Here is a 26,769-nt window from a genome sequence, read left to right as displayed (position 1 = left end):
TATTCACAAATTCATCACCAGACCGCTTCTTTGACCCCTGGTGCGCGTTTGCATCGCCGACGCGCGAACTGCGCCAAAAGCAAGCATACTTGCATCAGTTGCGCAAAAAACTGCCGAAATTTCCCCCTTGATTTGACTGCGACCAAAGATTTCTTGGCTGTTGAATCCTACTGTGCCATAAATCCCGCATCTGGGATGGGAAAAAATTAATACGGCGCGCGTAACATCGTGTGCAGGCAGGAACAGTACGGGACGAAACAAAAAATGACCAAGAGCAGTACCTCGGGCCTGACCCGGCGTGCCCTATTGGGCGCATTCGCCGCAACCGCAGTTGTTGCAGCCCCCACATATTCCAACGCAGCAGGTTTCCTTCGCGGCGGAGGTGATATTCGCCGTATCCGCATGTATTCCGGCCGTACCGGTGAACGTATCGATATGGTCTATTGGGTTGATGGCAAATACATCAAAGACGCGGTGAAAGAGGTCAATCACTTCATGCGCGACTGGCGCAGCGATCAAGTCAAGTCAGTGGACCTGAGGACCATCGACATCATGGCGGCCACTCATAACCTTCTGGATGTCAGCGAGCCATACATGCTGCTGTCGGGTTACCGCTCGCCGCAAACCAACGCAATGCTGCGCCGCCGCTCGCGGGGTGTTGCGAAGAATTCGCTTCATATGAAGGGTCAGGCTGCTGATCTGCGACTGTCATCACGCTCGGTCTCGCAAATGGGCAAAGCAGCGATGGCCTGTCGTGCCGGTGGCGTTGGACAGTACTATCGTTCGAATTTCGTTCACATGGATTGCGGTGTCATCCGCTCGTGGCGCGGCTAATCGAGCATTTCATCTTTCGCTGTTGCACAACCCCCATCAGATAGTTCTGGCGGGGGTTTTGTTTTGCCTGGAAAAACAGGTTCGTGCACCGTCAGTTCTGCGTAATATGACGACTAGCAAGGGTGAAATGGCGCACCTGAGAGGATTCGAACCTCTGGCCTCTGCCTTCGGAGGGCAGCGCTCTATCCAGCTGAGCTACAGGTGCCTTGGCCGTTAGCTACCCTCGTTCCAATCCGGGTGCAACTGCAAATCCGCAGTACGATCAGGCAAACAGATCGTGGGCAAGCTCCAACGCATCGATCAGAGTGTCGACCTCATCCGTCGTGTTATAGAGCCCAAAGCTGGCACGACAGGTAGCAGTGACCCCCAAATGATCCATCAGCGGCCCGGCGCAGTGGTGGCCTGCGCGCACGGCGACACCCTTTTTGTCCAGAATGGTTGAAACATCATGGGCATGCCCTGCCCCATCCAAAGTAAAGCTGAATATCGCGGCTTTGTTCGCTGTGGTGCCTTGAACCTGCAGCCAGTTCAATCCATTCAACCGTTGCATTGCATAGTCGCGCAAGCCGGCCTCATGCGATGCGATGCTCTCCATGCCAAGGTCCATCATATAGTCAAGCGCCACCCCCAACCCGATGGTCTGCACGATGCCGGGGGTTCCGGCCTCGAACTTCATTGGCGGATCGTTGTAGATCACCTGATCTTTTGAAACCTCTTTGATCATGTCACCGCCACCAATAAAGGGGCGCATTTCAGCCATGCGGTCCGATTTGATAAAAATTGCGCCAGAACCGGACGGGCCGTACAGTTTATGACCCGTGATGGCATAGAAGTCACATCCGATGTCATCGACATTGACGGGCATATGAACCGCGCCCTGGCTGCCATCCACCAGAACCGGAACGCCTTTGGCGTGGGCGCCTTGCGTGATTGCTTTGACATCAACCACAGTGCCCAGCACGTTCGAGCATTGGGTCACAGCAACCAGCTTTGTCTTGGGGCCAATGGCGTCGATTACCGCCTGAGGGTCAAGATGGCCGGTCGCATCGACATCGACCCATTTCAGCACCACGCCCTGCCGTTCGCGCAGGAAGTGCCACGGTACGATGTTGGCGTGATGTTCCATCACGCTGAGGACAATCTCGTCCCCCGCCTGCAGGCGTGGCATTGCCCAACCGTAGGCGACCAAATTGATTCCTTCGGTCGTACCCGAATTCAGGACAATCTCATTCTCGTTTGATACGCCCAGAAACCGCGCAACCGTGCCACGGACGGCCTCATATTTCTCGGTCGCGAGATTTGACAGATAGTGAAGCCCTCGATGCACGTTCGAATATTCGTGCGCATAGGCCTGCGTGATCGCGTCGATCACTACCTGGGGTTTCTGCGCGGAGGCCCCATTGTCTAGATAAGTCAGCGGCTTTCCGTTGACCTGACGTGACAGGATTGGAAAATCTGCGCGGATTTTTTGTACGTCATACATAGACAGGACTTCCCTATACAGACCCAGCGGGGATCAGCCAAAGAACAAACGGGAGGGCCACAAGACCAGAGATCAGGATCACAACAAACGACTTTCCCAACGACTTAAATCGATGCGCCTCGTTGAGAAAATGCAGAGTGATATAAAGGCTAAGACCCAGCATCGCCAGACTGGCCGGTAAGAATAGAAACGGCAGCGCCGCAACCAGCGCTAGAATGATTGCTTGCCCCGCAATTTGCAGGATTTGCAACCAGACAATCAGCGTCATGAAGTCATTGAACGTTCCCGTTCCACCTAGGACGCGGCCCACTAACAGGAACGTCACGACGCTGATCATGATTGCCGCAACAGAAACAAAAAGCGTCCTCGATAGTGGCTCAGCCAATTGCTGAACATCCGGACTGATAAGCGGCAGGACGAAGCTGGACGCAGACTGGACCAGAGCGTTCAGGATCACCGCGAGAGAGAAGGCGAGCCACAGTACATCCGTACCCAGCCGCAACGCGAGCAATCGTCTTGCGGCTTCGGCTGGATTGGACAGGGTCAGAACGACCAGGTTGAGCAGTGCGGTGGAATTCATTTAGCAGCCTTTTGCGATTGCTTGAGGCCCGACAACCAGAACCAGAGAAAAACCGCAACCCATAACAGCCCCACAAGTGTTTGCGCTGACCCGGGGCCGATGAAACCGGAAACCAGCCCATTCAGCAACACCAAAGGCGCTGACGCGAGAAGCGCCCAGAACAAGGCTAGCCGCGCACCATAGCTGGTGCCAACGCCCCCCATCATCCGCGCGATGAAATGGGTGAGCCAAGCAAGAAGATAAAAGCACAATGGCAGAATAAAGACCGATCCCAACAGGGCCCCGCCCATCAGCATGTTCAGCTCTATCCCTTCCAGATGAGCCCTCCGTGCAAGTCCGGGCAATTGTGCGATAAAGCCTATTACACAGAACGCCATCACAAACGCCAATGCGCGGTCTTCGCGCGGCCCCATATCAAGCAGCCGACGCACCACACGCCCCGGTCCGCGATACGTGGCCACGATATCAGTTGTGACAGGCATCAGCGGCGGCGTGCCAGCCAATCTTGCAATCGGGACACGATATCAGCCGCCAGATCCTCGTCCTCGATTTCATCAACGGCTTCAGCCAGGAAGGCCAGTGTCAACATGTCCGTTGCCTCTGCCGTCGGGACTCCACGCGAGCGTAGGTAGAATAAAGCCGTTTCATCAATGGCGCCAGAGGTTGAACCGTGCGAACACGCCACGTCATCGGCGTAAATCTCGAGCTCGGGCTTTGCGAGGAACTGACTGTCATCGTCCAGAAGCAGCGACTGGCTGATCTGGTAACCGTCGGTTTTCTGAGCGCCTTCCTTTACCAAGATCTTGCCCTGAAAAACACCCGTCGCCCCGTTGCGAAGCACCTTCTTGAACACTTGGCGGCTTTCGCAATTCACCGCATCATGGGTGACAAAGACCGTGTCATCATGGAGAAAATCACCATCTCCAACACACGCACCCGCCACGTGCGCGACCGCATCGTCACCCGTCAGTTCGACGACTTGCTCGTTTCGCGTCAAAACTCCGTTCACGGTCAGCGTGAAGGATTTATAGACGGATTCCTTACCAAGCCGCGAGAACATATGAGTCGCCGCACGACGTTGATGATCCCGGCCCTGCGCACGGATGTGATGCAGTGTGCCATTGTCGGCGATATCGATTTCCATGCATTTGTTGAAGCGCGACGCTGCGGGTCCGTTTTCAAGGATCGTGACTTCGGCACCGCTTTCAACCCGAACGACATGATGCAGGATCGCATCCGACGTTTCAGATTCATGGCGATAAATCAGGTTAATCGGTTTGCTCGGCTTGCCGGATACATGAATGGCAACTCCATCTGACGCATAGGCCGTATTCAACGCCGCCAATGGACGCGGCACCGGTTGTTGGCCTTTTGCTTCAAGAACGCCGTATAACTCTTTGGCCCAATGGATATCTTTGCAACAGATATCTTCCAGCCGATCGATCGTTACACCCTCCAGAGACAGATCATCAGACTCTTCCGGGCTGAATACGCCATCAATGAAAACGATCTTCAGCCGGTCGAGCGCGTGGAACAGAGCCGGTTCATCTGTTTTGAACAAAGCAGCACTGGGAGCTTCCGCAGAGACCAGAGTGTCTGGACGGGTATATTTCCAGTATTCATCTCGACGACTGGGCAAACCCATCGCGCGTACACGTGCAATTGCGGCTTCGCGCGCTTTGCGTGTGCATCCCGCATCCGGCATGGTCAGCGCTGCCAGCCGTTCCTCGGTCGCCGTTTGTTTCGCTTGGGGCAAAGCCATCAGTTCACCTCGGCCAGAATGTCGGCATAGCCGTTGTTTTCCACTTCCAGCGCGAGTTCGGGGCCGCCGGATTTCACGATGCGACCATCCGCCATGATGTGAACCACGTCAGGTTTGATGTGATCGAGAAGCCGCTGATAGTGCGTGATAACAAGGAACCCGCGCCCCTCATCACGCAACGCGTTCACGCCCTCGGCCACCAGTTTCATCGCGTCCACGTCAAGGCCCGAGTCTGTCTCATCCAGGATGCACATCTTCGGCTCAAGCATCGCCATTTGCAGGATTTCGTTGCGCTTTTTCTCACCACCCGAAAAGCCAACATTGACCGGACGTTTCAACATTTCAGCGTCGATTTTCAGCGCCTTGGCCTTGGCACGAACCTCTTTCAAAAAATCTGTCGCCGACAGCTCTTCCTCGCCACGTGCTTTGCGCTGCGCATTCACGGCGGTGCGCAGGAAGGTCATGTTGCCCACACCGGGAATCTCGACCGGGTACTGGAACGCCAGAAACACACCTGCGGCTGCACGTTCTTCCGGTTCCATCTCAAGCAGATCCTCGCCATCAAGCGTCGCGCCGCCCTCGGTCACCTCATAGCCATCACGACCAGACAACACGTAGCTGAGCGTTGATTTGCCCGAGCCATTGGGCCCCATGATCGCATGCACCTTGCCAGGCTCGACCGTCAGGTCGACCCCTTTCAGAATTTGCTTGTCTTCTTCCTCAAGTTTGACGTGCAGGTTATTGATTTCCAGCATTTTCTGTCCTTTAGCATCTCGCAAGGGGCGCATTGCGACCCCGATAAGTTCTTATCCCAGCACCTTGCGGATCACGCGGGCGATGATCCATCCAAGCAACGCGCCTGCGCCCACTGCCCAAACCGGGTTTATGAAGTCCATGTACTTGGTATTGACGTAAGCAACCCCCAACAGGCCGCCGAGCACCGGCAACGCATAGCCAAGCACGGTCAGGACATCGTCCTTTCGGATTCGCTGTTGGGGTTTTGGTGTCATCAGCCGACTGATCCCTCAAGGCTGATTGCCACAAGCTGTTGCGCTTCCATCGCAAATTCCATCGGCAGCGCCTGCAGAACGTCCTTGCAGAACCCGTTGACGACCAAGGCCACGGCTTCTTCCTCGTCCATGCCACGCTGACGGCAATAGAACAGCTGATCGTCATCCACTTTTGATGTCGTCGCCTCGTGCTCGACCCGAGATGAGTTGTTCTTCACCTCGATATACGGAACCGTATGCGCCCCGCATTTGTCGCCAATCAGCAAGCTGTCGCACTGCGTATAGTTGCGGCTGTCCTTGGCCTTTGGATGCATCGACACCAGACCACGATAGGTATTCTGCGCCTTACCGGCGCTGATCCCTTTCGATACGATCCGCGACTTGGTGTTCTTGCCCAGATGCACCATCTTGGTGCCGGTGTCGGCTTGCTGCATGTTGTTCGTGATTGCGATCGAGTAGAACTCACCCTGGCTATCGTCGCCACGCAGGATGCAAGACGGGTATTTCCAGGTTACGGCTGAGCCGGTTTCGACCTGCGTCCACATCACCTTGGAGCGATCACCCCGACAATCGGCGCGCTTGGTCACGAAGTTGTAGATACCGCCCTTGCCATTCTCATCTCCGGGGAACCAGTTCTGAACGGTCGAGTATTTCACCTCGGCATCTTCTTCGACGATGATCTCGACAACCGCCGCGTGAAGCTGTGCAGTGTCGCGCTGAGGCGCTGTGCAGCCTTCCAAATACGAGACGTAAGAGCCCTTGTCGGCGATGATCAGCGTGCGCTCAAACTGGCCGGTATTTTCCGCATTGATGCGGAAGTATGTGCTCAGTTCCATCGGGCAGCGCACGCCCGGAGGGACATAAACAAACGAGCCGTCCGAGAACACAGCTGAGTTGAGCGTGGCATAGAAATTGTCCGAGACCGGTACGACCGTCCCCAGGTATTTCTTGACCAGTTCCGGATGCTCTTTGATCGCCTCGGAAATCGAGCAGAAAATAACACCGGCTTTCTTCAACTCTTCCTGAAAAGTCGTCCCGACCGAAACCGAGTCAAACACCGCGTCAACCGCGACCTTGCGGCCTTCTGCCGGTGCATTCTCAGCGCCCTCGACACCTGCCAGGATCATCTGTTCTTTCAAAGGGATACCCAGCTTTTCGTAAGTCGCCAGAAGCTTGGGATCGACCTCATCCAGAGATTTGGGTTTATCTTCCATCGATTTCGGACGGGCATAATAATACTGGTCCTGAAAGTCGATCGGCGGGTAGTGCACCATCGCCCATTTAGGCTCTTCCATCTGGGTCCAGCGCTCGAACGCGGCCAGACGCCATTCGGTCATCCACTCAGGCTCATCATTTTTGTCCGAAATCAGACGTACAATATCGGGATTCACGCCTTTTGGCGCATACTCCATCTCGATATCAGTTTCCCAGCCGTATTTATAAGTGCTGACCTCGCGAACCGCGTCTACGGTTTCCTGATCGACACCCTCTTTCACCTGGGTCTGGTCCAAAGCGGCCATAATTCACCCTCCGTCAGATCACGCGGCCCGCGCGCGATGCTTTTTCTCTTTTTCAAGCCACGTTTCCGCGAAACGCAGCACATCTTCTTCTGCCGTCTCCGGCCCCAGCGATACGCGGATTGCGCTGGAGGCCTTCATCTCATCAAATCCCATGGCCGTCAGTACGGCGCTTGCACGAACCTTGCCACTGGAACAGGCCGAGCCCGCACTGATCGCGAAGCCTGACAAATCCATCTGCATGACCTGTGTCTCGCCCTTCCATCCCGGTGTGGCGAAGCACAGAGTGTTGGGGAGTCGCCTTTGGTCTTTCCCGACAAAAATAGTAGCTTTCGTACCAGCCTCAAGAGCGTTTTCTAGAATATTTCTAAGTTCTGCAACGTTTTCCCAAACGCCATTTGCTAAATCACGGGACGCGGCTTCAGCTGCTGCTCCGAACCCCGCAATTCCAGTGACATTTTCTGTACCCGAGCGACGCCCCATCTCCTGCCCGCCGCCCTTGATTTGCGCAGCAAGATCGGTGCCGCGTTTCATCACCAACGCCCCGATCCCTTTTGGCCCGCCAAGTTTGTGGGCTGAAATCAGCGCCATCTCAGCCCCCAGCCAGTTGAAGGCTATCGGCAACTTACCAAAAGCCTGAGTCGCGTCGGTGACCGCAAGACCGGCAGGCAAAGTTTGAACAATTCCAGTTTCCGAATTGGCCAGTTGCAGCGTGGATCGGGAAGCGTCCGGCACGTCAACGTAACCGCCTTGGGAGACAGGCAGAACCTCATTAATCCAAGCTCTTACCGCGTCATGTTCAATCGCTGCACCTTGAAGATCGCGCCCCGCCATGGCCAAAGCCGCTGCCTCAGTCGCGCCGGATGTAAACACGATGTCGGCACCATCGGCCCCAAACGCTGTTGCGATTTGAGCCCGCGCTTTCTCGACCACCGCTTTTGCGGCGCGCCCTTCGGCATGGACCGAGGACGGATTGCCCACCAAATCCATCGCCGCGATCATTGCATCGCGGGCCTTGGGCCTCAGAGCGGAGGTTGCGTTATGGTCGAGATAAACCCGTTTCATAGATGTATCTTTTCCAAGATGGGTTTTGACGGAACACAGAAAAACGTCATCAGATCAATCGTCCACGACTGCGAACAAGCTAGGAACAGCGGGACACGGTGCAAGATCATTCCGAATTACATCCGACAGCCGCGTTTGATGCAGGAATACGTAAACATTCGCGCTCAGGCTTTCCCACAACCGATTGGTCAGTGACTGCGCCCGGCTGCCCGAAGACGCGCCCGAGGCACCTGCCCCCTTGTGCATCGCATCCACCGTCTCATCAACCGCGGCCAGTATCTCGACCACACGGATTTCCGAGGCTGGTCGCGCCAGGCGATAGCCCCCACCCGGTCCGCGTACTGAACTGACCAGATCAGCTCGGCGCAGTTTCACGAAAAGCTGCTCCAAATACGGCAGTGAAATATCCTGACGTTCGGAAATCTCGCCCAACGTGACGAGTTTGTCCGAGGACTGAAGGGCGATATCCGCCAGCGCAACCATCGCATAGCGGCCTTTGGTCGACAGCTTCATTTTGTTTCCTTCAGGCAAGAACTGCGCGAAAACATTGACGTCGCCCGAGCCAGTGCGTATCTCCCACTGACAGCGTTTTCACGCGACACAATGTAATTAGAACCGTTCTAAGGTACCTGAGGATTACCGTCAAGATAATCTCGGGGCCGACGCGTCAAAAAACAGGACCAAAGCACACATGCCCGAGGTGATTTTTCCCGGACCCGAAGGCCGCCTGGAAGGCCGCTACCACCCGCAAAAGGAAAAAGACGCACCGATCGCTATCGTGCTTCATCCGCATCCACAATTTGGCGGGACCATGAACAACAAGGTGGTCTATAACCTGCATTACGCCTTTTACAACATGGGCTTCACGGTTCTGCGTTTTAACTTTCGCGGCGTTGGTCGCAGCCAGGGCGAGTATGACCAGGGTGTAGGTGAGCTGAGCGATGCAGCATCAGCGCTGGATTACCTTCAGTCGATGAACAACAACTCCAAGCATTGCTGGGTCGCTGGGTTCTCGTTCGGTGCATGGATCGGAATGCAGCTTCTGATGCGCCGCCCCGAGATCACTGGCTTCATCAGTGTATCGCCGCCCGCAAACATGTACGACTTTTCGTTCCTGGCACCCTGCCCGTCTTCTGGCTTGATCATCAACGGATTGGCGGACCGTGTGGCACCACCTGCAGACACTGCGTCTCTGGTCGGAAAGCTGCATGAACAAAAGGGTATCACCATCACCCATAATGAGGTGGAAGGTGCCGATCACTTCTTCCAAGACCGCCACATGGACACGCTGATGACAGATGTGACGGATTACGTGAAACGCCGCCTGACAGAGAATACGCGCTGATGTCCGATACCATCACTACCCTCGCCGCCAGATTGGCCGAGGACACGATGAAGGTTATGGACGAGACAGGCGAGGATCGATTCTTTGTGGAGGTTGGAGACGTTCTCGGTGCAGCCTCGCAATCTCTGGAAGAAGCGTTCTTGACCGAAATCCGGGTTAGGCTGGCGGAACGCAAGGCGCGGCAATTCGTGGTGAAAAGACTGTCTGAACATCGATCCAAGCTGAAAGCGATCGAAAAGCAGTAAAGATTGCTTAGCGTCTGAAGAAAAGAAAAGGAGCCCGAAAGCTCCTTTTCGAGGATATCGCTCGGTGGGCGCCTAAACCGGAAAACCTGTGAACCGCTCAACATTCTGGGCTGCATCAATGTCGACGGACCCCCCGTCTGCAAGCCACCCCAACGCCACAATCAAAACCGAAGCGATAATGACCGATTTTGCAAAAGTCGTCATCTTATCAAACTCATTAAAAACACACTAAAAACAATCGAGTGTTTAGCACGAATGCAAAAGCCCGAATAGTCGGGTTTACCTGACCTTTGGTAAAGTTAGGGTTTTGATCATCTGCATCTGAATCCCCTTGCCCAAATAATCGCAAGTATGCTCAACCTTTCGCGATAATTCAGAGAGGCATCGCTCGTGCCAAAGACCTACCTAATCCTAATGTTGGCTGTTATCGCGGAAACCATCGGCACGACTGCGTTGCAGGCTAGCCATCAGTTTACGCGATTTTGGCCGTCGGCTCTTGTCGTGGTTGGCTATGGGGCAGCCTTTTATCTTATGGCCCTCACGTTAAAGGTCATGCCCGTGGGCATTGTCTATGCAATCTGGTCGGGCCTCGGTATTGCCCTGATCGCACTGATTGGATTTCTGGTTTTTGGCCAAAAACTCGATTGGCCCGCAGTCTTGGGTTTGGGCATGATTTTGAGTGGCATTCTGATCATCCACCTGTTTTCAGCCACAGCGGGCCACTGACCGCCGGTTAGGGCTGGTATATTTTGTCGCGCCGCGTTATGCGCGCGGCAACTTCCCGTTCAAAGGCTGACCTCTCATGGACCTGCGCAATATCGCAATCATCGCTCACGTGGACCACGGCAAGACGACCCTGGTGGATGAGCTGCTTAAACAATCCGGCGCGTTCCGGGAAAACCAGGCCGTGGCAGAACGCGCCATGGACAGCAACGACCTGGAACGCGAACGCGGCATTACCATCCTGGCCAAAGCCACCAGCGTTGAGTGGAAGGATACCCGCATTAACATCGTCGACACCCCCGGCCACGCTGATTTCGGTGGGGAAGTCGAACGTATTCTCAGCATGGTCGACGGCGTTGTACTGCTGGTCGATGCCGCCGAAGGCCCGATGCCGCAAACCAAATTCGTGACCTCAAAGGCGCTGGCTTTGGGCCTGCGCCCGATTGTCGTGCTGAACAAGGTCGACAAACCCGATGCCGAGCCTGATCGCGCGCTGGACGAATGTTTCGACCTTTTCGCCAACTTGGGCGCCGATGACGATCAGCTGGACTTCCCGGCCATGTATGCTTCGGGCCGGTCCGGCTGGGCCGATATGGAGCTTGACGGTCCGCGCAAGGACTTGACCGCCCTGTTCGATCTGATCGTTGATCACGTCCCCGCCCCCAAGCAGATCGAGAAAAAGGACGAACCGTTCAGGATGCTCGCCACCACTTTGGGCAGCGATCCATTCATCGGTCGCATTTTGACCGGTCGCGTGGAAAGTGGAACTCTGAAAGCGGGTGACAGCCTCAAAGCACTCAGCCGAGACGGCACCCAGATTGAAAGCTTCCGCGCGTCGAAAATCCTGGCATTCCGTGGATTAGCTCAACAACCCATCGACGTCGCCGAAGCAGGCGATATTGTCACGATTGCGGGTATGAGCAAAGCCACCGTGGCAGATTCCCTTGTATCCCCGCAAGTCGAAGAGGCCCTGCCCGCCCAGCCGATCGATCCGCCAACCATCACAGTGACCTTCGGCATAAACGATTCCCCACTGGCCGGTCGAGACGGCAAAAAGGTTCAGTCTCGGGTCATTCGTGATCGCCTGATGAAAGAAGCCGAATCGAACGTAGCCATCCGCATCAGCGACACGCCCGGCGGTGAGGCTTTCGAGGTTGCTGGTCGCGGCGAATTGCAGATGGGTGTTCTGATCGAAAACATGCGTCGCGAAGGATTCGAGCTCAGCATCTCGCGCCCTCAGGTTTTGTTCCGCGAGGAGAGCGGCCAGCGCCTTGAACCTATCGAAGAAGTCACGATCGATGTGGATGATGAATATTCTGGCGCGGTGATCGAGAAAATCACGGGTACGCGCAAAGGTGAACTGGCTGAAATGCGCCCTGCAGGGGCAGGCAAAACCCGGATCATCGCCCACGTGCCGTCTCGTGGCCTGATCGGCTATCACGGAGAGTTCCTGACCGATACACGCGGAACTGGTGTCTTGAACCGGGTCTTCCACGGCTGGGCGGCTCATAAAGGGCAGATTCCTGGTCGACGTGCGGGTGTTCTGATCTCGATGGAAAACGGTCAGGCGGTCGCCTATGCGCTGTGGAATTTGGAAGAGCGTGGCCGCATGTTTGTTGGCCCGCAAACTGATGTCTATCGGGGCATGGTGATCGGAGAGCATTCGCGAGACAACGATCTGGAAGTGAATCCGCTGAAAGGGAAGAAGCTGACAAACGTGCGTGCCAGCGGCTCGGACGACGCAGTAAGGCTGACCCCTCATATTCAGTTCTCGCTTGAAGAGGCAATCGCTTATATCGACGACGATGAACTGGTCGAGGTTACGCCCAATGCGATCCGGCTTCGCAAACGTTATCTGGATCCGCATGAGCGTAAACGGATGTCAAAATCAGCCTGATCAATGCTGTGAACTTGTTCACGTTTTGGAAACATTGCCACATTCGTGACATTTTTGCGTCAGGCTAGAAACAACACAGAAAAAGAAGACCTGGTGCAACAGCAGGTCTTCTTTTTGTTTTTTATGGGTTAATCGCGTTTGAGTGAGCTGGATCACAGAAATCCAACAGAAAGTTTGCTTGAATATAGGCGATAGAAAGAGGACTTTGTGTTCAAAGTGTGACGCCGTTTGAGTAAACGGCAGATTAGTTAACGAGTGCTTAAGGAGCGTGCGATGCGCATTAGATCCAAACTGTTATCGATTGCTTTTGCTTCCGCAATCTTACCCTTCACCTTCGTAAATTCCGCTCAGGCAGCTGGCACATGTACCGTGAGAACGGCCAAACAATCTGTATCTTCGAACACGCTTTGTGCGTGTGACGTGGTTACTTCGGGCATGCTCCGGTATATCCAGCGACGCGCCGACTTCGAGTCTATCTTGGAACGTACCATTCTTGATTGCCCGCGATTTGCAGCTGTTTTGACCGACCTGCCAACTGCAAGCATCGGCTTCGCCGACCAAAGATCTGGCGACGGTCCATCAGATGAATCTGAGCGGGAAAGTTCAAGTTCCGGCCCTAGCGGTGATTCTTCTCCGGACAACGACCCCGGTTCGTCGACGCCGGGAGGTAACAACAACGGAAATGACAACGATCCTGATGACAATGATCCTGATGACAATGATCCTGATGACAACCAGCCCGATGACAATGAGCCTGATGACGACAATTCGGACGACGGAAAGTTGAAGGAACTAAAGTCTAATGACAAGAAATCCAAGGGCAAAAAGTCCAAAGACAAAAAAATGAAGAACAAAAAGTCCAAAGACAAAAAGTCAAAAAACAAAAAGTCGAAAAACAAAAAGTCGAAAAACAAAGTTAATACTAGTATATTTGATAACTAATGCTGAAAAAGGGCGCTGCTCATTACAGGCGCCCTTTTTTGTTTCACGATTTTCTAGCTCTTACCGAAAACCCCGACCCAATTTCGTGGCTGCTTTGGGTCTTGCATCCTCAGGAACAGATAGCGCGTCGCTTTCCAAGGCTTGATCTGATTGGTCAAATTATCCAGGACCAGATCGCCGCCGCTCGACCGATAAACCAAAACAGCATGAGAGTTTCTGCGCGTATCCAACACTGTCGCGAGCAGTAGTTTACGAGGGTCGAAACCAGCCTGGATCAAATCTCTTTTCTTTAGAAGCGCAAAATCTTCGCAGTCACCACCGCGCGACGTTGGAAGCGCCCAAAGTTCACTGGTTTTGTATTGCGACTGATCCGTGACCTCTCGCGTGGATCGATTAACGCGGCGGTTGATCTCTTTGACAAGCTTCAATTCTTGGCTGGTAGATAAGGAACCGATACCTTTTTGCGCACATGCCCAGGAATACTTACCGCAAAGCTGACGCGCACCCGAGGGTGGTGGCGAGGCAGCGATACTCGGGATAAACGCGGCATCTTTCGCCGATGCTTCAGTCCCAAACAACAGCGAACCGTTAATCAGGATAGCCAAACCAAACAGCCCGCCAAGCTTGGCAGCGCTCTTTAAGTGGGCATCTATGGTCGTACCAAAGAATTTCATGCTGTCCCTCGAGTCCTATTAATCCCTGCAAACTGCGTGGATCAGAACCCATCTGTATACCGGACCATATCCGCAAACCGTGGTTGTCACGCAATCAAATCCGAGATTGAGCGGAAAAAACGGCGGAAATTCGTCACATTTCGTGACCATTTCCGCGCAAGAAAGTGGCGCGAAGTGCCACAATCGGACAGAGAAATATGTTCAACATCAACAGGAAGTACGCACAACCCATTGTAATAATGTGTATAAATTCAGAGCGATCGTGAAGAGCCGCCCACGCTAAAATGCATGGCAGGTCGCACGGCTCGGGGCCGGGCAGAATTTGCAAATTTCATGCGAAGGTAGATTTAGCCTGATTCTCAGTCGGTAATTTCAACGACCACCAGCTCTCGCTCGCTGGCGCCACGGGCATGATCCAATGCCTGCTGATATGCAGGAGAATTGTAGCACTCTACCGCAGCCTCTACGGTTGGGAAGCGGGCGACCACATTGCGTGGTCGCTCTTTGCCCTCTAACTGCACGTAACGTGCCGCGCGGGCGATGAATTCACCCCCATGCGCCGCAATTGCCGGCCCTGCAAGCTCGGCGTATTTTCCATAAGCATCGGCGTCTGTCACAGTGACGTGTGCGATCCAAAGTGCTGGCATCTTATCCTCCCAAAACCTGTTCAGCGGCCTTGATTGCAGCCTCTGCATTCGAGGCATCCTTGCCCCCCCCCTGTGCCATGTCAGGCCGTCCGCCACCGCCTTTGCCGCCCAGTTCAGCGACCGCCGCGCGGACCAGATCCACCGCAGATACCGTGTCTGTCAGGTCAGACGTGACGCCCGCAGCAACAGCCGCTTTGCCGCCGGTATCAGCAATCAACAATACTGCACCGGTTCCTAAACGGCTTTTGTGCTCATCAATCAATGCAGGCAGGTCCTTTCCGGACACACCCGAGAGCGACTGCGCAAAGAACGCCACACCGTTCACATCGCGCGCTTCCGCTCCACCGCCCTGCCCCGCGCCTCCGGCCATGGCCAGATCACGGCGCAACTGCGCAACTTCGTTTTGCAGCGACTTACGCTCATCCAACAGAGTCTTCACACGCGCCACAACGTCATCAGGCTGCGCTTTCAACTCAAGCGCAATTGAGGAAAGGCGATGATCCTGTTTCGACAGATACTTAAATGCGTCATCACCGGTCAAAGCCTCGATCCGCCGCACGCCCGCGCTGCTGGCACTGTCGCCCAGCACGACGAAGGTTCCGATATCACCGGTCTGGCGCACATGGGTGCCGCCACACAGTTCAATCGACCATGTCTCACCATCCTGGCCTTTGCCGGTGGGTGCTTTGCCCATCGAAACCACGCGCACCTCATCCCCGTATTTCTCACCGAACAGAGCTTGAGCACCCAGTTCACGGGCGTCATCCGGTGTCATAATCCTGGTTTCCACGGTTGAGTTTTGGCGGATGAATGCGTTCACCTCTCGCTCAACTTTCTGCACTTCTTCCAGTGTCAGAGCCTTGGAATGGCTGAAATCGAACCGCAAACGATCTGATGCGTTGAGCGACCCGCGCTGCGCCACGTGATCACCCAATGTCTCACGCAGGGCTTCATGCAGAAGGTGCGTCGCGGAGTGGTTGGCACGAATGGCCGTGCGGCGCGCGTGATCGACTTCCAGCTCAACTGCGTCACCTTTTGAGATCTCCCCATGATCAATCGTGACCTTGTGAGCATAGACTTTGCCATCAGCAAACTTTCTGGTGTCTTCAACACGGGCGATATCGTCGCGCTCATCCAGCCTGCGAATTTCACCGGTGTCGCCGACCTGGCCACCGGCCTCGCCATAGAACGGTGTCTGGTTGACTACGACCCAGCCGGTACCACCCTTCTCGATCTTGTCGACCAATGCACCATCGACCACCAACGCAGCGACCTGCCCTTCGGCCTTTTCAGTATCGTAGCCAAGGAAATCGGTCGCACCGGCCGCATCCAGCACATCGAACCAAACCACCTGATCGGCAGATTCGCCAGACCCGGCCCACGCCGCGCGAGCCTTGGCTTTTTGTTCGGCCATGGCCACGTCAAATCCATCGGTGTCGACGGTTCGACCTTTCTCGCGCAGCGCATCCTGCGTCAGATCAAGCGGGAAACCATAGGTATCATACAGTTTGAACGCCGCGTCTCCGGGTAGTGGATCGCCTTCAGGTAGGCCCGAGACTTCCTCATCCAACAGCTTCAAACCGCGATCCAAAGTTTGCTTGAACCGAGTTTCCTCAAGCAGCAGTGTCTCTTCGATCAGTGGCTGCGCCTGACCAAGCTCTGAATATTGCGCACCCATCAATTGCACCAGCGTGGGTACCAGGCGGTGCATCACCGGATCTTTGGCCCCCAACAGATGCGCATGGCGCATCGCGCGGCGCATGATACGGCGCAGAACATACCCTCGCCCATCATTTGACGGCATCACACCATCCGCGATCAGGAACGAAGTTGAACGCAAGTGGTCCGCAATCACGCGATGATGCACGTTTTGATCCCCATAAGGATCAACACCGGTCGCATCCGCGGAGGCTTCGATCAGCGTTTTGAACAGATCGGTGTCATAATTGTCGTGGCTGCCTTGCAGCAACGCTCCAATGCGTTCCAATCCCATGCCGGTGTCGATCGACTGCATGTCGAGTTCGACCATCGAGCCGTCTTCGAACTGTTCGTTCTGCATGAAAACGATGTTCCAGATTTCGATGAACCGATCACCATCTTCCTCAGCCGAACCCGGAGGCCCGCCCCAGATGTGATCACCGTGGTCATAGAAAATCTCGGTGCACGGGCCGCAGGGGCCGGTAGGGCCCATTTGCCAGAAATTGTCATTAGTAGCGATGCGGATGATCCGGTCTTCAGGGACACCAACCTTTTTCCAGATTTCAAATGCCTCATCATCGGTGTGATAGACAGTGGCCAACAGACGGTTCTTATCGATACCAAATTCTTTGGTGATCAGTTCCCAAGCGAACGGTATCGCCTCATGCTTAAAGTAATCCCCGAATGAGAAATTCCCCAGCATTTCAAAGAACGTATGGTGGCGAGCGGTATAGCCCACATTGTCCAGATCGTTGTGTTTGCCGCCTGCACGCACGCATTTCTGTGCAGTGGTAGCACGGCTGTAGTCGCGGGTTTCGACGCCAGTAAACAGATTCTTGAACTGAACCATACCCGAGTTGACGAACATCAGTGTCGGATCATTGCGCGGAACCAGCGGGCTAGACGCAACCACTTCGTGCCCCTGCTTGGCAAAGTAGTTCAGGAAGGTAGATCGAATGTCGTTCAGCGTTGGCATAAGGCTCTCTCGGCGCGCAGTCGTTATGGTCAGCAAAGGTTTAGCCCCACCCCCCAAGAGTGTCCACAGCATTGGCCCATCCGAAACGAAACAAGGCGGCCCCGAGGGACCACCCTGTTCCAGATATTTTAGCATTACCGGGGTGCGGGGGATTTCTTTGGTTCCCCCTCAGGCACGCTTTAAGCTTCGAGGATGTCATCCTCTTCCGCCTCGGGTGGCATTTCAAAGTCTAACCCATGCGCGGCACGTATTTTGTCTTCGATCTCGAGCGCCGCACGGGAATTGTCACGCAGATATTGCTTGGCATTCTCACGCCCCTGCCCGATCCGCTCATCACCGTAGCTGAACCACGAACCCGACTTTTCGACCACACCGGCCTTGACGCCCAAATCCAGCAGCTCACCCATTTTGCTGATGCCTTCGCCATACATGATGTCGAATTCCACCTGCTTGAACGGCGGTGCCACCTTGTTCTTGACGACCTTGACGCGGGTCTGGTTGCCCACAACTTCGTCCCGATCCTTGATCGCACCGATACGGCGAATATCCAGACGGACCGAGCTGTAGAATTTCAACGCATTACCACCGGTAGTGGTTTCCGGGCTGCCAAACATCACACCGATCTTCATCCTGATCTGGTTTATGAAGATCACCATGCAGTTCGAGCGATTGATCGAGCCGGTCAGCTTGCGCATCGCCTGGCTCATCAGCCGGGCCTGAACACCGACGCTGCTGTCACCCATGTCGCCTTCCAACTCGGATTTCGGCGTCAGCGCCGCAACCGAGTCGACCACGACCATGTTCACGGCTCCCGACCGCACCAAGGTGTCGGTGATCTCAAGTGCCTGCTCGCCAGTGTCGGGCTGAGAGATCAGCAATTCATCCAGATCCACACCCAGCTTGCGCGCATATTGAGGGTCCAGCGCATGTTCTGCGTCGACGAACGCGCAGACTCCGCCGCGTTTTTGCTGTTCAGCGATGCAGTGCAGCGTCAGCGTGGTCTTACCCGAGCTTTCCGGGCCATAAATCTCGACGATCCGCCCCATCGGCAGGCCGCCGATCCCCAGCGCGATATCCAAGCCCAGCGACCCGGTCGAGCTCGCATCGATATCCTGCTTGGAATCTTCGCCCAACTTCATGATCGAGCCTTTGCCGAACTGCCGTTCGATCTGGGCCAATGCGCTGTCGAGCGCCTTTTGCTTGTCTGCGTTTTTCTTGTCGCTCATCGTCAGAAGATCCGCCATTGTCCTGTCGCCTTCTCTTTTGTCACACCCTTGATCGGGCGGCAATCGCTGCTTTGTTCGCCTCTTGTTCCTTATGGGACCAAAAAGAGAACATTTCAACTAAAACTTATGAAAACTACTCTTCAGCAATTGTGTTAAAGAGTCGTTTACGACAATCTGAGACATGAAAGGCATTGAAGAGAAAAGATAAATGCTTGTTTTCTATGAAAAGCGGCTTGCGCTTCTGTCTGTTCCAAAGACCGGCTCCACCGCGTATCAATCAGCTTTACGCGATAGGGCCGATATCGTCGTGTCCGGACCAACAGACCTGAAACATGCGAACATGCGTCGCTATGATCGTTTCTTCCAGACCATGTTTCGCAAGATGTTTGATGCAGAAATGGACGTCATGGCCATTGTGCGCGAACCTGTCGATTGGTTGGGAAGTTGGTATCGATATCGAACGCGCGCCGAATTGGCAGGTCATCCGCATTCCACAAAAGGTTTAAGCTTCGAGGCATTCCTTGACGCCTATATGCAAACCCCCCGCCCGGTCTACGCAGATGTGGGATGCCAAACCGATTTTTTGCAACCCCGCAGTAACGGTAAAGGTGTTGCGCATATCTTCAAATATGACAGCCAGCAAAAGATACTGGATTTCCTTCAGAATCGGCTGGAATGTAAAATCGATCTACCGCGTGAGAACGTCTCGCCCGCTTGCCCGATGGACTTCTCAAAACAAACTGAACTCCGGTTCCAATCATTGAACGCCGCAGAATACGCATTGTATCGTGCTGCCGAATAGCGTTTTCAATTCATTTGCTGAAACACCGCTTCGGTCAGCTGGGTCAACGAAAACGGCTTGGGCAGGAAGGTGGAATTTTCGATCTGAGGACCAGATTCGCCGAATGCCCCCTCAGTATAGCCTGACATGAAGACCACCCGCACGTCAGGCCGTGTTTTCATGGCCTCGCGCACCCAGGTCGGGCCGTCCATTCCGGGCATGACGACATCGGTAACAAAAACATCCACCAGCAAATTGGGGTCGTCCAACAATTGCAGCGCATCTTCGGCTGATTCAGCTTCAAGCACAGTGTAGCCTTTCAAGCGAAGCGCCCGCGTCGCGAAGGCGCGCACCGGGGCTTCGTCTTCGACCAACAAAACCACGCCTTCACCCAATCGGGAACTTTGCACCTCTGACGTATCGGGTACCTCAGGCTCCGATTCTTGGACCCGGGAACTCACCGGCAAGAGCACGGTGAATTCCGTTCCCCGGTCCTGCACACTGTCGACAAATATGAAACCACCAGTCTGTTTTACGATCCCGTAAACAGTCGATAGCCCCAGCCCCGTCCCCTCGCCTGTGCGTTTGGTCGTATAAAATGGCTCAAACACCTTTTGCAGTTTGTCTGCAGGAATCCCGATGCCGCTATCGATGACTTTGACCGTAACATATTCCCCCGGCTGTACCGTCGCCCGATCGCGCGTGATCGATTGATCCAATGTCACTACTTCGGTCTCGATCCGAATCTCCCCACCCTCAGGCATCGCATCACGCGCATTGACGACCAGGTTCATCAAGACCTGCTCTAACTGGCGCTTGTCCGCACAGACGGATTTGAGCACCGGATCATGACTGAGCGTCAGGCGGACCTTCTCGCCCACAAGACGGTTTAGCAAATGGATAAGGTCTGAAATCGTATCTCGCAGATCCAGCACCTCGGGCCGGAGCGTTTGTTTGCGCGAAAAGGCCAGAAGCTGGCTGACCAACGCTGCAGCACGGTTGGCGTTCTGATTGATCTGTATAAGATCGCCGTAATTCGGGTCATCTTGGTCATGGCGCAACAGCAACAGATCACAATGCCCCGAAATCGCCGTCAGCAAGTTATTGAAATCATGTGCGACCCCGCCAGCCAATTGCCCAACGGCTTGCATCTTCTGGCCTTGGACAAACTGCGCCTCCATCGTTTTCAGTTCGGTGGCATCGTTCAGAACCGCAATAAGACAAACCTGACCATCCCTGAGAATCCGTGACAGCGTAACTTGCACAAATACCTCTTTGTCCTTGCGCACCAAACGCAGGAATTCAGACCGCGGTGCTGCGCCTTGTTCGGCAGCACTCGCCAGCCAGTCCCTGATCGGATAGCCGAGCCCCTGCATCATGCTTTCGATATTCGTCCGCCCCGGTTGGATCTCACCGACCAATTCAACTGCGAGGTGGTTTGCTTCGCTAACATCTCCATCGGGAGACATGCACATGATCGCAACTGGCAAATCTGCAAATGATGTCGTGTGCTGTGGTCCTTCGGCGTGCTGCAGCGGCGTTAAAAGCAACTCACGCACAATACCGCTGTGCCTTAGCGTTGTGACAGTGAATGGTGCTTCGGTTTCCCCGGTTTTAATCTGTATGATGCTACCATCAACTGCACCGCCAGCTTGAACCATCGGCTTGAGGCATGTGGGAATCTGACCAAAAAGTTCGATTGCCGCATCATTGGCATCCAGCACCACGTCATTTCGTCCGACCGTCAGAACCGGCCGCTGCACGCTGCGCCAGATCTGGGGTGCATCTATTCTAAAACGCCAGCAAAACCGATTTTCACCCAGCTTTGAAACAGACACGGGTATTGTTTGTCCGCGCGTGACAACATCTTCTTCCCAAAAGCCCCGTTTCAGGGCATGAGACTGCAAACGCAACAGCACCGCCGACGGGTTTGCAAATACGGTACGCAGAGACCCATCTAGTCGCGTACCCGCGTTCCGAATAAGACGCGCATTGGCCTGAGCGTTTGCAACTAGCACCTCGCCCGTCGCATCCGAAATGACACAGGCATCGGTTTCTTGCTCTAGAAAACCCGTCATCGCAGCGTATGTTTGCGCTTCGATCTGATTCAATATCCAAGCGCGCGCCAAGGCAAAGACCACTACTACCAGGAAGGACAAGCCAACGGCTGCGACCCCAGCACTTAACCGTGGCGGCAAGACGTCAAAGAAGGAAAGTACGCTCAATAAAATGGCGATCAATGCCAGTGAGGCATAGCGCCCACGATCAATACCCCATCCACTTGATCGAGAGGGGGTAAATTCAGATTGAATAGACATAAACAGCCCGGATTATTACAATTTCTGATCAATATCTGCCTGCAATGGTTAATTGCTGCTTAATGATCAGTGACATAAACTTCTTAAGGTTGTGTTTTAAAGTTTATATTCGCGTCAAGTGTGCAGCAAAAAATCCATCGGTCCCGTGTGAAACCAGCCACGTTTTGCGGTATTCGCTCTGCCATTCGGGATTGCTGGCCAAGAATCCATCAATAATGCCGTCGTTTTCAATCGTCAGCATCGAGCAGGTCGCATAGGCAAGCACGCCTTTGGGCGCAACGAGAGGTGAAACGTCTCGTAGAATAGCGGCCTGAATCTGCGTCAGCTCGTCCAAGCGCTCCGGCGTAAGCGCCCATTTCCCTGCCGGTGCGCGGCGCCACGATCCGCTGCCGGAACAGGGCACATCTGTCAAAACGACATCGAACGGCGCCTGACTGGAGACTTGGCCTGTGGTCAAGATTGTGACATCTGCGCCCGCCCTTGCCGCGCGTGCTGACAAATCCCGCATGCGTTTGGGACTGGCATCATGGGCAAAGACGTGAACGCCGGGGGCCCTTGCCGCCAAAGCCAACGCCTTACCACCGCCGCCTGCACAGTAGTCCAGAACTCGCATGCCTGGCTGCAAATCAAGCGCGGCAATTACCGCTTGGCTCGCGGCATCCTGCAACTCAACAAGTCCATCTGTATACGGGCCGCTCATTGATATCTTGCGTGCGCCCTCGGTAACTTCCAATGCGGTGTCGCAAGCCGAATGTGGATGCGCCGTAATCCCATCGGCAGCCAATCGCTGAATGGCCGAGGGTCGGTCAGTTTTCAGCAGGTTGACCCTCAGATGAATCGGAGCGCGCGATTGTAGCGCGGCTGCGGCAAGTTCAGCTTCGTCCTTCAACGCGGCCTGAAATTGAGGCCACAACCATTCGGGGATATCCAGACGTTCTGCGTCGCTCTGAAATGACCTGGGTTGGTCAGCTTCGGTTACCTCTGCAGGTGCATACCGCGCACCCGAAAATAATGACGTTAGGTCTGAGTCCAAGGATCGGGCGGCACCGATCATCAGGCCGCGCCCCGTCTCGGACCCACCGAGCGCCGAGAAGGATCGTTTGCACCGCAATGCATCAAACACATGATCCCGGATCGCAGCGCGATCCTTAGATCCCGCGAACCGACTGCGTCGAGCCCAGCCGGTCAACGCCTTCTCGACCGGTGCACCGGCAAGAATGTCATCGAGGATCTCGATCGAGGCCTGAACCCGAGCAGCAGGTGTCATCGCGTTTTCCGTTCGTCTACACGATCAATTTCGAGAGACCCCCTGAAGGGTCTCACAAACTTACATCACGCGATAATTGGGGCTTTCCCGTGTGATCTGAACGTCATGCACATGGCTTTCCTTCAAACCTGCGCCAGTGATTTTGACAAAGTTGCAGTTCTGGCGCATCTCATCGACGGTGGCACAACCGGTATAGCCCATCGCCGCGCGCAAACCTCCAACCAGTTGGTGCACAACAGCGCTTGCGGACCCTTTGTACGGCACCTGTCCTTCGATCCCTTCAGGCACCAGCTTGTCATTCGCGGCGTCCTTCTGGAAATAGCGATCCGCCGAGCCGCGCGCCATCGCACCCAGGCTGCCCATGCCGCGATACGATTTGAACGAGCGGCCTTGATAGAGGATCACCTCGCCCGGGCTTTCATCCGTGCCCGCAATCATCGAACCGACCATAGCGCAAGACGCACCCGCCGCAATCGCCTTGGCGAAATCGCCCGAGAATTTAATGCCACCATCCGCAATGACCGGAACCTCCCCCGCCGAAGCGGCGCAATCCATGATTGCCGTCAACTGAGGCACACCAACACCCGCGACCATCCGTGTGGTACAGATCGAGCCGGGCCCGATGCCCACTTTGATCGCGTCTGCACCTGCATCGATCAGCGCTTTGGTGGCCTCGGCAGTGGCGACGTTACCGGCGATGATCTGAACCTCGTTCGACAGCGTCTTGGCACGTTTCACCGCATCCAGAACACCTTGCGAATGACCATGTGCGGTATCCACAACAATGATATCGACCCCGGAATCGACCAACTGCTCTGACCGCTCAAACCCCGCGTCTCCGACCGAGGTCGCAGCAGCCACCCGCAGTCGGCCCAACCGGTCCTTGCAGGCTGTAGGGTTCAGCACGGCCTGCTCGGTATCTTTCAGCGTCAGTAAGCCTGTCAGCTTGCCCTCGCCATCGACGACCAGCAACTTTTCGATCCGACGCGCACGCATAAGGCTTTTGGCCTCTTCCAGATCGGCGGGCTCTTGCAGCATCGCCAGATTGTCAGAGGTCATCATCGCTTTGATCGGCGTGTCATCCGAGGTCGCAAAGCGCATATCTCGGTTGGTGACAATACCGACGACACGACCGCTTTCTTCAACGACCGGGAAGCCGGTGAAGTTGTAGCGCTCTACCAAAGCCTGAGCATCTGCCAATGTTTGATCCGCGCGCAGCGTGACCGGGTTATAGACGATACCGGATTCGAACCGCTTAACCCGACGCACTTCGCGGGCCTGTTCCTCGACCGAGAGGTTTTTGTGCACCACGCCGATGCCCCCAGCCTGCGCCATGGCGATAGCCATACGCGCCTCGGTCACCGTGTCCATCGCCGAGCTTAGCAGCGGGATGTTCATCGTAATCTCACGCGTCACGCGCGTGGTGGTATCAGCGGTTGCCGGCAGCACAGAAGATGCGCCCGGAACCAGAAGAACGTCGTCGAAGGTGAGTGCCTCACGAATCTGCATTTGATAACCCCATGCAAAAGCCCGTTTGACGGTGACCCTATTGCATGGATTTCACCAGAGGGAAAGCCCCGAACCCAAGTTGTTTTCCCCCGCGGGCTTCTGCCACGCCCGAAAACGACGCAAGCAATGCAAAACGTGCCGCTGAATGCCCTTTCCCTTTGCGTTCAAACCCATATGTTCGCCGGCATACGCGCGAATACAAAGGCAGGCCATTCATGACCACCGATCCTCTTGTCGTTTTTACCCCGTCCGGCAAACGCGGACACTTTCCCGTTGGCACGCCAATCCTGACGGCAGCGCGCCAGTTGGGTGTCGATCTTGATTCAGTCTGCGGTGGACGCGGTATTTGTTCGAAATGTCAGATCACCCCCAGCTATGGCGAGTTTCCCAAGCATGGCGTGACCGTCTCGGAGGACGCGCTGAGCGAGTGGAACGCGGTTGAACAGCGTTATGACGACAAGCGAGGCTTGAAACCCGGGCGCCGTTTGGGCTGTCAGGCCTCGGTTCAGGGTGACGTGGTGATCGACGTGCCTCCTGAAAGCCAGGTTCACCGTCAGGTGGTCCGCAAGGCCGCCGCCGCCCGCGCCATCACCATGGACCCTGCAACACGCCTGTATTTCGTGGTGGTGGAACAACCCGACATGCACTCGCCCACAGGCGATCTGGAACGGTTAGAACGCGCCTTGCGCGAACAATGGAAGATCGATGCGATTACCGCTGATCTGTCGCTGATGTCCAAGCTGCAGCCAGTGCTGCGCAAAGGGAAATGGGAGGTCACGGTCGCCGTCCACAAAGGCCACAAGGACAACGTGGCCCGTATCGTCGAAATTTGGCCCGGCCTGCACGAACATGGGCTTTACGGTCTGGCTATCGACCTCGGCTCGACCACCATCGCTGCGCACCTGACCGATCTGGAAACAGGTGAAGTCAAGGCTTCTTCCGGCCTTATGAACCCGCAAATTCGTTTCGGCGAAGACCTGATGAGCCGCGTGTCCTACGCCATGATGAACCCCGGTGGCGACAAGGAAATGACCCGGGCCGTGCGCGAAGCGATCAACGATCTGACCACTTCAATCGCTGATGAGGCCGGGATCGATGCCGCTTTGATCGTCGAAACGGTGTTCGTCTGCAATCCGGTCATGCACCATCTTTTGCTGGGTCTTGACCCAGTCGAACTGGGTCAGGCGCCATTTGCGCTCGCGACGTCCGAAAGCATGTCCCTGCCTGCGCATGAGATGGACCTGACCACGATGAATCCACGCGCGCAGGTCTACATCCTGCCGTGTATTGCGGGCCATGTGGGTGCGGACTGCGCTGCCGTTGCCCTATCCGAGGAACCCGGCAAGTCCGACGATCTGGTACTGATCGTGGATGTGGGTACCAATGCGGAAATCTTGCTGGGCAACACCCACCGCGTTCTGGCCTGTTCGTCACCCACCGGCCCCGCATTTGAGGGTGCCCAGATCAGCTCGGGCCAGAGAGCCGCGCCCGGTGCGATTGAACGAATCGAAATCGATCCTGTCACCAAAGAACCGCGTTTCCGCGTGATCGGGTCCGAAAAATGGTCGAATGACGAAGGCTTTGATCAGGACATTGCCACCACGGGCATCACCGGTATCTGCGGCTCAGGCATAATCGAGGCCGTGGCCGAGATGCGCATTGCAGGTCTTCTGGACGAAAGCGGGCTGATCGGCTCGGCCGCGCAGACGGGCACACCGCGTTGCGTTCCCGAAGGCCGCACCAACTCCTATCTGATCCACGACGCCAGCGCCGAGGGCGGTCCGCGTATCACGGTAACTCAGGGTGATATCCGTGCCATCCAGTTGGCTAAATCCGCGCTCTACGCCGGAGCGCGTCTCCTAATGGATGAGATGGAGGTTGACCGTGTGGATCGCGTGGTACTGGCCGGTGCCTTCGGCGCGCATATTTCGACCAAACACGCGATGGTGCTGGGTATGATCCCTGATGCACCGCTCGAGAAGGTCTCCAGCGCGGGTAATGCCGCTGGAACCGGTGCCCGGATCGCGCTGTGTAACATCGGATCGCGGGCCGAGATCGAACGCGTGGTGCGCGAGATCACCAAGGTCGAAACGGCAATCGAGCCCAAGTTTCAGGACCATTTCGTCGCCGCCAATGCGATCCCACACAAAACCGATCCGTTCCCTGAATTGGCCCAGGTCGTCACCCTGCCCGCTCCGTCCTTCAATACCGGTGGCGGGGATGAGGAAAAATCTGGCCGCCGACGCCGCCGGAGGTCATAGTCGCCCCAT

Annotated in this window: 25 protein-coding genes and 1 tRNA gene; 8 read left to right on the top strand and 18 right to left on the bottom strand. The window is 55.4% G+C overall.

Translation table 11 applies throughout. The features are described 5' to 3' along the window. Positions 1-264: 264 nt before the first annotated feature. Positions 265-834, top strand: a complete 570-nt coding sequence (mepK, locus tag ACR0AU_RS02945) for a peptidoglycan L,D-endopeptidase MepK (RefSeq protein WP_170393040.1) — start codon at positions 265-267, stop codon at positions 832-834. 128 nt (positions 835-962) lie between these two features. On the opposite strand, the gene ACR0AU_RS02940 is transcribed toward mepK, so the two are convergent. The 10 genes from ACR0AU_RS02940 to iscR form a co-directional block, all read right to left on the bottom strand. Beyond that, positions 963-1,039 (bottom strand) — tRNA-Arg (locus ACR0AU_RS02940). A 57-nt stretch (positions 1,040-1,096) separates the two neighbouring features. Continuing rightward, positions 1,097-2,317 carry a cysteine desulfurase gene (locus ACR0AU_RS02935; RefSeq protein ID WP_170510270.1) on the bottom strand — a complete coding sequence of 407 codons (1,221 nt, stop codon included), beginning with the start codon at positions 2,315-2,317 and terminating at the stop codon, positions 1,097-1,099. 13 nt (positions 2,318-2,330) lie between these two features. Continuing rightward, entirely contained in the window at positions 2,331-2,897 is a 567-nt protein-coding gene (locus ACR0AU_RS02930; protein ID WP_480795247.1) for a Yip1 family protein, read from the bottom strand. Further along, positions 2,894-3,379, bottom strand: coding sequence for a YIP1 family protein (locus ACR0AU_RS02925; RefSeq protein ID WP_170393037.1), 486 nt, complete (start codon positions 3,377-3,379; stop codon positions 2,894-2,896). Before ACR0AU_RS02925 ends, ACR0AU_RS02930 begins: the two co-directional genes overlap by 4 nt. Then, complete coding sequence (gene sufD, locus ACR0AU_RS02920) at positions 3,379-4,659, bottom strand: Fe-S cluster assembly protein SufD (RefSeq protein ID WP_170610723.1); 1,281 nt, start codon at positions 4,657-4,659, stop codon at positions 3,379-3,381. The genes ACR0AU_RS02925 and sufD overlap by 1 nt, the downstream gene beginning before the upstream one ends. Continuing rightward, entirely contained in the window at positions 4,659-5,414 is a 756-nt protein-coding gene (gene sufC, locus ACR0AU_RS02915) for a Fe-S cluster assembly ATPase SufC (protein WP_170393035.1), read from the bottom strand. Before sufC ends, sufD begins: the two co-directional genes overlap by 1 nt. Positions 5,415-5,465: 51 nt before the next feature. Beyond that, positions 5,466-5,669, bottom strand: coding sequence for a hypothetical protein (locus tag ACR0AU_RS02910; RefSeq protein WP_170405842.1), 204 nt, complete (start codon positions 5,667-5,669; stop codon positions 5,466-5,468). Then, entirely contained in the window at positions 5,669-7,189 is a 1,521-nt protein-coding gene (gene sufB, locus ACR0AU_RS02905) for a Fe-S cluster assembly protein SufB (protein ID WP_170393033.1), read from the bottom strand. Before sufB ends, ACR0AU_RS02910 begins: the two co-directional genes overlap by 1 nt. 18 nt (positions 7,190-7,207) lie before the next feature. Continuing rightward, the gene (locus ACR0AU_RS02900; RefSeq protein WP_480590300.1) at positions 7,208-8,251 is read right to left on the bottom strand and encodes a cysteine desulfurase family protein; all 1,044 of its coding nucleotides are present in this window, start codon (positions 8,249-8,251) and stop codon (positions 7,208-7,210) included. 54 nt (positions 8,252-8,305) lie between these two features. After that, positions 8,306-8,764 (bottom strand): Fe-S cluster assembly transcriptional regulator IscR, encoded by a 459-nt coding sequence (iscR, locus tag ACR0AU_RS02895; RefSeq protein WP_170393031.1) that lies wholly within the window; start codon positions 8,762-8,764, stop codon positions 8,306-8,308. Between the two features lie 178 nt (positions 8,765-8,942). Between iscR and ACR0AU_RS02890 the strand changes: the two genes are divergently transcribed. After that, positions 8,943-9,596 carry an alpha/beta hydrolase gene (locus ACR0AU_RS02890; protein WP_008758207.1) on the top strand — a complete coding sequence of 218 codons (654 nt, stop codon included), beginning with the start codon at positions 8,943-8,945 and terminating at the stop codon, positions 9,594-9,596. Beyond that, positions 9,596-9,841, top strand: coding sequence for a hypothetical protein (locus ACR0AU_RS02885; protein ID WP_170393030.1), 246 nt, complete (start codon positions 9,596-9,598; stop codon positions 9,839-9,841). Before ACR0AU_RS02890 ends, ACR0AU_RS02885 begins: the two co-directional genes overlap by 1 nt. Before the next feature lie 72 nt (positions 9,842-9,913). On the opposite strand, the gene ACR0AU_RS02880 is transcribed toward ACR0AU_RS02885, so the two are convergent. Continuing rightward, entirely contained in the window at positions 9,914-10,045 is a 132-nt protein-coding gene (locus ACR0AU_RS02880; RefSeq protein ID WP_255612097.1) for a hypothetical protein, read from the bottom strand. Between the two features lie 186 nt (positions 10,046-10,231). On the opposite strand from ACR0AU_RS02880, the gene ACR0AU_RS02875 reads away from it, so the two are divergent. From ACR0AU_RS02875 to ACR0AU_RS02865, 3 genes are all read left to right on the top strand, one after another. After that, positions 10,232-10,567, top strand: a complete 336-nt coding sequence (locus tag ACR0AU_RS02875; protein WP_480438560.1) for a DMT family transporter — start codon at positions 10,232-10,234, stop codon at positions 10,565-10,567. 76 nt (positions 10,568-10,643) lie between these two features. Continuing rightward, positions 10,644-12,461 carry a translational GTPase TypA gene (gene typA / locus ACR0AU_RS02870; protein ID WP_480590290.1) on the top strand — a complete coding sequence of 606 codons (1,818 nt, stop codon included), beginning with the start codon at positions 10,644-10,646 and terminating at the stop codon, positions 12,459-12,461. Between the two features lie 273 nt (positions 12,462-12,734). Continuing rightward, positions 12,735-13,403 (top strand): hypothetical protein, encoded by a 669-nt coding sequence (locus ACR0AU_RS02865; protein ID WP_480795246.1) that lies wholly within the window; start codon positions 12,735-12,737, stop codon positions 13,401-13,403. A 53-nt stretch (positions 13,404-13,456) separates the two neighbouring features. On the opposite strand, the gene ACR0AU_RS02860 is transcribed toward ACR0AU_RS02865, so the two are convergent. The 4 genes from ACR0AU_RS02860 to recA form a co-directional block, all read right to left on the bottom strand. After that, positions 13,457-14,077: a transglutaminase-like cysteine peptidase gene (locus ACR0AU_RS02860; RefSeq protein ID WP_170405851.1), complete on the bottom strand. Its 621-nt coding sequence runs from the start codon at positions 14,075-14,077 to the stop codon at positions 13,457-13,459. Positions 14,078-14,436: 359 nt separating this feature from the next. Next, positions 14,437-14,724, bottom strand: a complete 288-nt coding sequence (locus ACR0AU_RS02855; RefSeq protein WP_170393026.1) for a DUF1330 domain-containing protein — start codon at positions 14,722-14,724, stop codon at positions 14,437-14,439. Position 14,725: 1 nt separating this feature from the next. Continuing rightward, the gene (gene alaS, locus ACR0AU_RS02850) at positions 14,726-17,398 is read right to left on the bottom strand and encodes an alanine--tRNA ligase (protein ID WP_170732444.1); all 2,673 of its coding nucleotides are present in this window, start codon (positions 17,396-17,398) and stop codon (positions 14,726-14,728) included. A gap of 179 nt (positions 17,399-17,577) precedes the next feature. Continuing rightward, on the bottom strand, positions 17,578-18,642 hold the full coding sequence (gene recA, locus ACR0AU_RS02845) for a recombinase RecA (RefSeq protein ID WP_170393025.1): 1,065 nt from the start codon (positions 18,640-18,642) through the stop codon (positions 17,578-17,580). Between the two features lie 190 nt (positions 18,643-18,832). Here recA and ACR0AU_RS02840 point away from each other — a divergent pair, with 190 nt between their 5' ends. After that, a complete protein-coding gene (locus tag ACR0AU_RS02840) occupies positions 18,833-19,426 on the top strand; it encodes a sulfotransferase family 2 domain-containing protein (protein WP_170405857.1) in 594 nt (197 codons plus the stop codon). A 5-nt stretch (positions 19,427-19,431) separates the two neighbouring features. Here the strand turns inward: ACR0AU_RS02840 and ACR0AU_RS02835 are convergent, their stop codons facing one another. The 3 genes from ACR0AU_RS02835 to guaB form a co-directional block, all read right to left on the bottom strand. Beyond that, positions 19,432-21,723 (bottom strand): ATP-binding protein, encoded by a 2,292-nt coding sequence (locus tag ACR0AU_RS02835; protein ID WP_480795245.1) that lies wholly within the window; start codon positions 21,721-21,723, stop codon positions 19,432-19,434. Between the two features lie 103 nt (positions 21,724-21,826). Then, on the bottom strand, positions 21,827-22,990 hold the full coding sequence (locus tag ACR0AU_RS02830) for an RsmB/NOP family class I SAM-dependent RNA methyltransferase (protein WP_480795244.1): 1,164 nt from the start codon (positions 22,988-22,990) through the stop codon (positions 21,827-21,829). A 60-nt stretch (positions 22,991-23,050) separates the two neighbouring features. After that, positions 23,051-24,499: an IMP dehydrogenase gene (gene guaB / locus ACR0AU_RS02825; RefSeq protein WP_480795243.1), complete on the bottom strand. Its 1,449-nt coding sequence runs from the start codon at positions 24,497-24,499 to the stop codon at positions 23,051-23,053. 215 nt (positions 24,500-24,714) lie between these two features. Here guaB and ACR0AU_RS02820 point away from each other — a divergent pair, with 215 nt between their 5' ends. Beyond that, complete coding sequence (locus ACR0AU_RS02820) at positions 24,715-26,760, top strand: ASKHA domain-containing protein (RefSeq protein ID WP_170732258.1); 2,046 nt, start codon at positions 24,715-24,717, stop codon at positions 26,758-26,760. Positions 26,761-26,769: the final 9 nt, after the last annotated feature.

The sequence above is a fragment of the Ruegeria sp. CG1 genome (genome assembly GCF_056537265.1).
This window is presented reverse-complemented; position numbering and strand designations above follow the sequence as displayed.

Bases quoted from the DNA above. Each gene is read 5' to 3' on its own strand.
- mepK (WP_170393040.1), top strand. From the start codon at position 265: ATGACCAAGAGCAGTACCTCGGGCCTGACCCGGCGTGCCCTATTGGGC.
- ACR0AU_RS02935 (WP_170510270.1), bottom strand. From the start codon at position 2,317: ATGTATGACGTACAAAAAATCCGCGCAGATTTTCCAATCCTGTCACGT.
- ACR0AU_RS02930 (WP_480795247.1), bottom strand. From the start codon at position 2,897: ATGAATTCCACCGCACTGCTCAACCTGGTCGTTCTGACCCTGTCCAAT.
- ACR0AU_RS02925 (WP_170393037.1), bottom strand. From the start codon at position 3,379: ATGCCTGTCACAACTGATATCGTGGCCACGTATCGCGGACCGGGGCGT.
- sufD (WP_170610723.1), bottom strand. From the start codon at position 4,659: ATGGCTTTGCCCCAAGCGAAACAAACGGCGACCGAGGAACGGCTGGCA.
- sufC (WP_170393035.1), bottom strand. From the start codon at position 5,414: ATGCTGGAAATCAATAACCTGCACGTCAAACTTGAGGAAGAAGACAAG.
- ACR0AU_RS02910 (WP_170405842.1), bottom strand. From the start codon at position 5,669: ATGACACCAAAACCCCAACAGCGAATCCGAAAGGACGATGTCCTGACC.
- sufB (WP_170393033.1), bottom strand. From the start codon at position 7,189: ATGGCCGCTTTGGACCAGACCCAGGTGAAAGAGGGTGTCGATCAGGAA.
- ACR0AU_RS02900 (WP_480590300.1), bottom strand. From the start codon at position 8,251: ATGAAACGGGTTTATCTCGACCATAACGCAACCTCCGCTCTGAGGCCC.
- iscR (WP_170393031.1), bottom strand. From the start codon at position 8,764: ATGAAGCTGTCGACCAAAGGCCGCTATGCGATGGTTGCGCTGGCGGAT.
- ACR0AU_RS02890 (WP_008758207.1), top strand. From the start codon at position 8,943: ATGCCCGAGGTGATTTTTCCCGGACCCGAAGGCCGCCTGGAAGGCCGC.
- ACR0AU_RS02885 (WP_170393030.1), top strand. From the start codon at position 9,596: ATGTCCGATACCATCACTACCCTCGCCGCCAGATTGGCCGAGGACACG.
- ACR0AU_RS02880 (WP_255612097.1), bottom strand. From the start codon at position 10,045: ATGACGACTTTTGCAAAATCGGTCATTATCGCTTCGGTTTTGATTGTG.
- typA (WP_480590290.1), top strand. From the start codon at position 10,644: ATGGACCTGCGCAATATCGCAATCATCGCTCACGTGGACCACGGCAAG.
- ACR0AU_RS02865 (WP_480795246.1), top strand. From the start codon at position 12,735: ATGCGCATTAGATCCAAACTGTTATCGATTGCTTTTGCTTCCGCAATC.
- ACR0AU_RS02860 (WP_170405851.1), bottom strand. From the start codon at position 14,077: ATGAAATTCTTTGGTACGACCATAGATGCCCACTTAAAGAGCGCTGCC.
- ACR0AU_RS02855 (WP_170393026.1), bottom strand. From the start codon at position 14,724: ATGCCAGCACTTTGGATCGCACACGTCACTGTGACAGACGCCGATGCT.
- alaS (WP_170732444.1), bottom strand. From the start codon at position 17,398: ATGCCAACGCTGAACGACATTCGATCTACCTTCCTGAACTACTTTGCC.
- recA (WP_170393025.1), bottom strand. From the start codon at position 18,642: ATGGCGGATCTTCTGACGATGAGCGACAAGAAAAACGCAGACAAGCAA.
- ACR0AU_RS02840 (WP_170405857.1), top strand. From the start codon at position 18,833: ATGCTTGTTTTCTATGAAAAGCGGCTTGCGCTTCTGTCTGTTCCAAAG.
- ACR0AU_RS02835 (WP_480795245.1), bottom strand. From the start codon at position 21,723: ATGTCTATTCAATCTGAATTTACCCCCTCTCGATCAAGTGGATGGGGT.
- ACR0AU_RS02830 (WP_480795244.1), bottom strand. From the start codon at position 22,990: ATGACACCTGCTGCTCGGGTTCAGGCCTCGATCGAGATCCTCGATGAC.
- guaB (WP_480795243.1), bottom strand. From the start codon at position 24,499: ATGCAGATTCGTGAGGCACTCACCTTCGACGACGTTCTTCTGGTTCCG.
- ACR0AU_RS02820 (WP_170732258.1), top strand. From the start codon at position 24,715: ATGACCACCGATCCTCTTGTCGTTTTTACCCCGTCCGGCAAACGCGGA.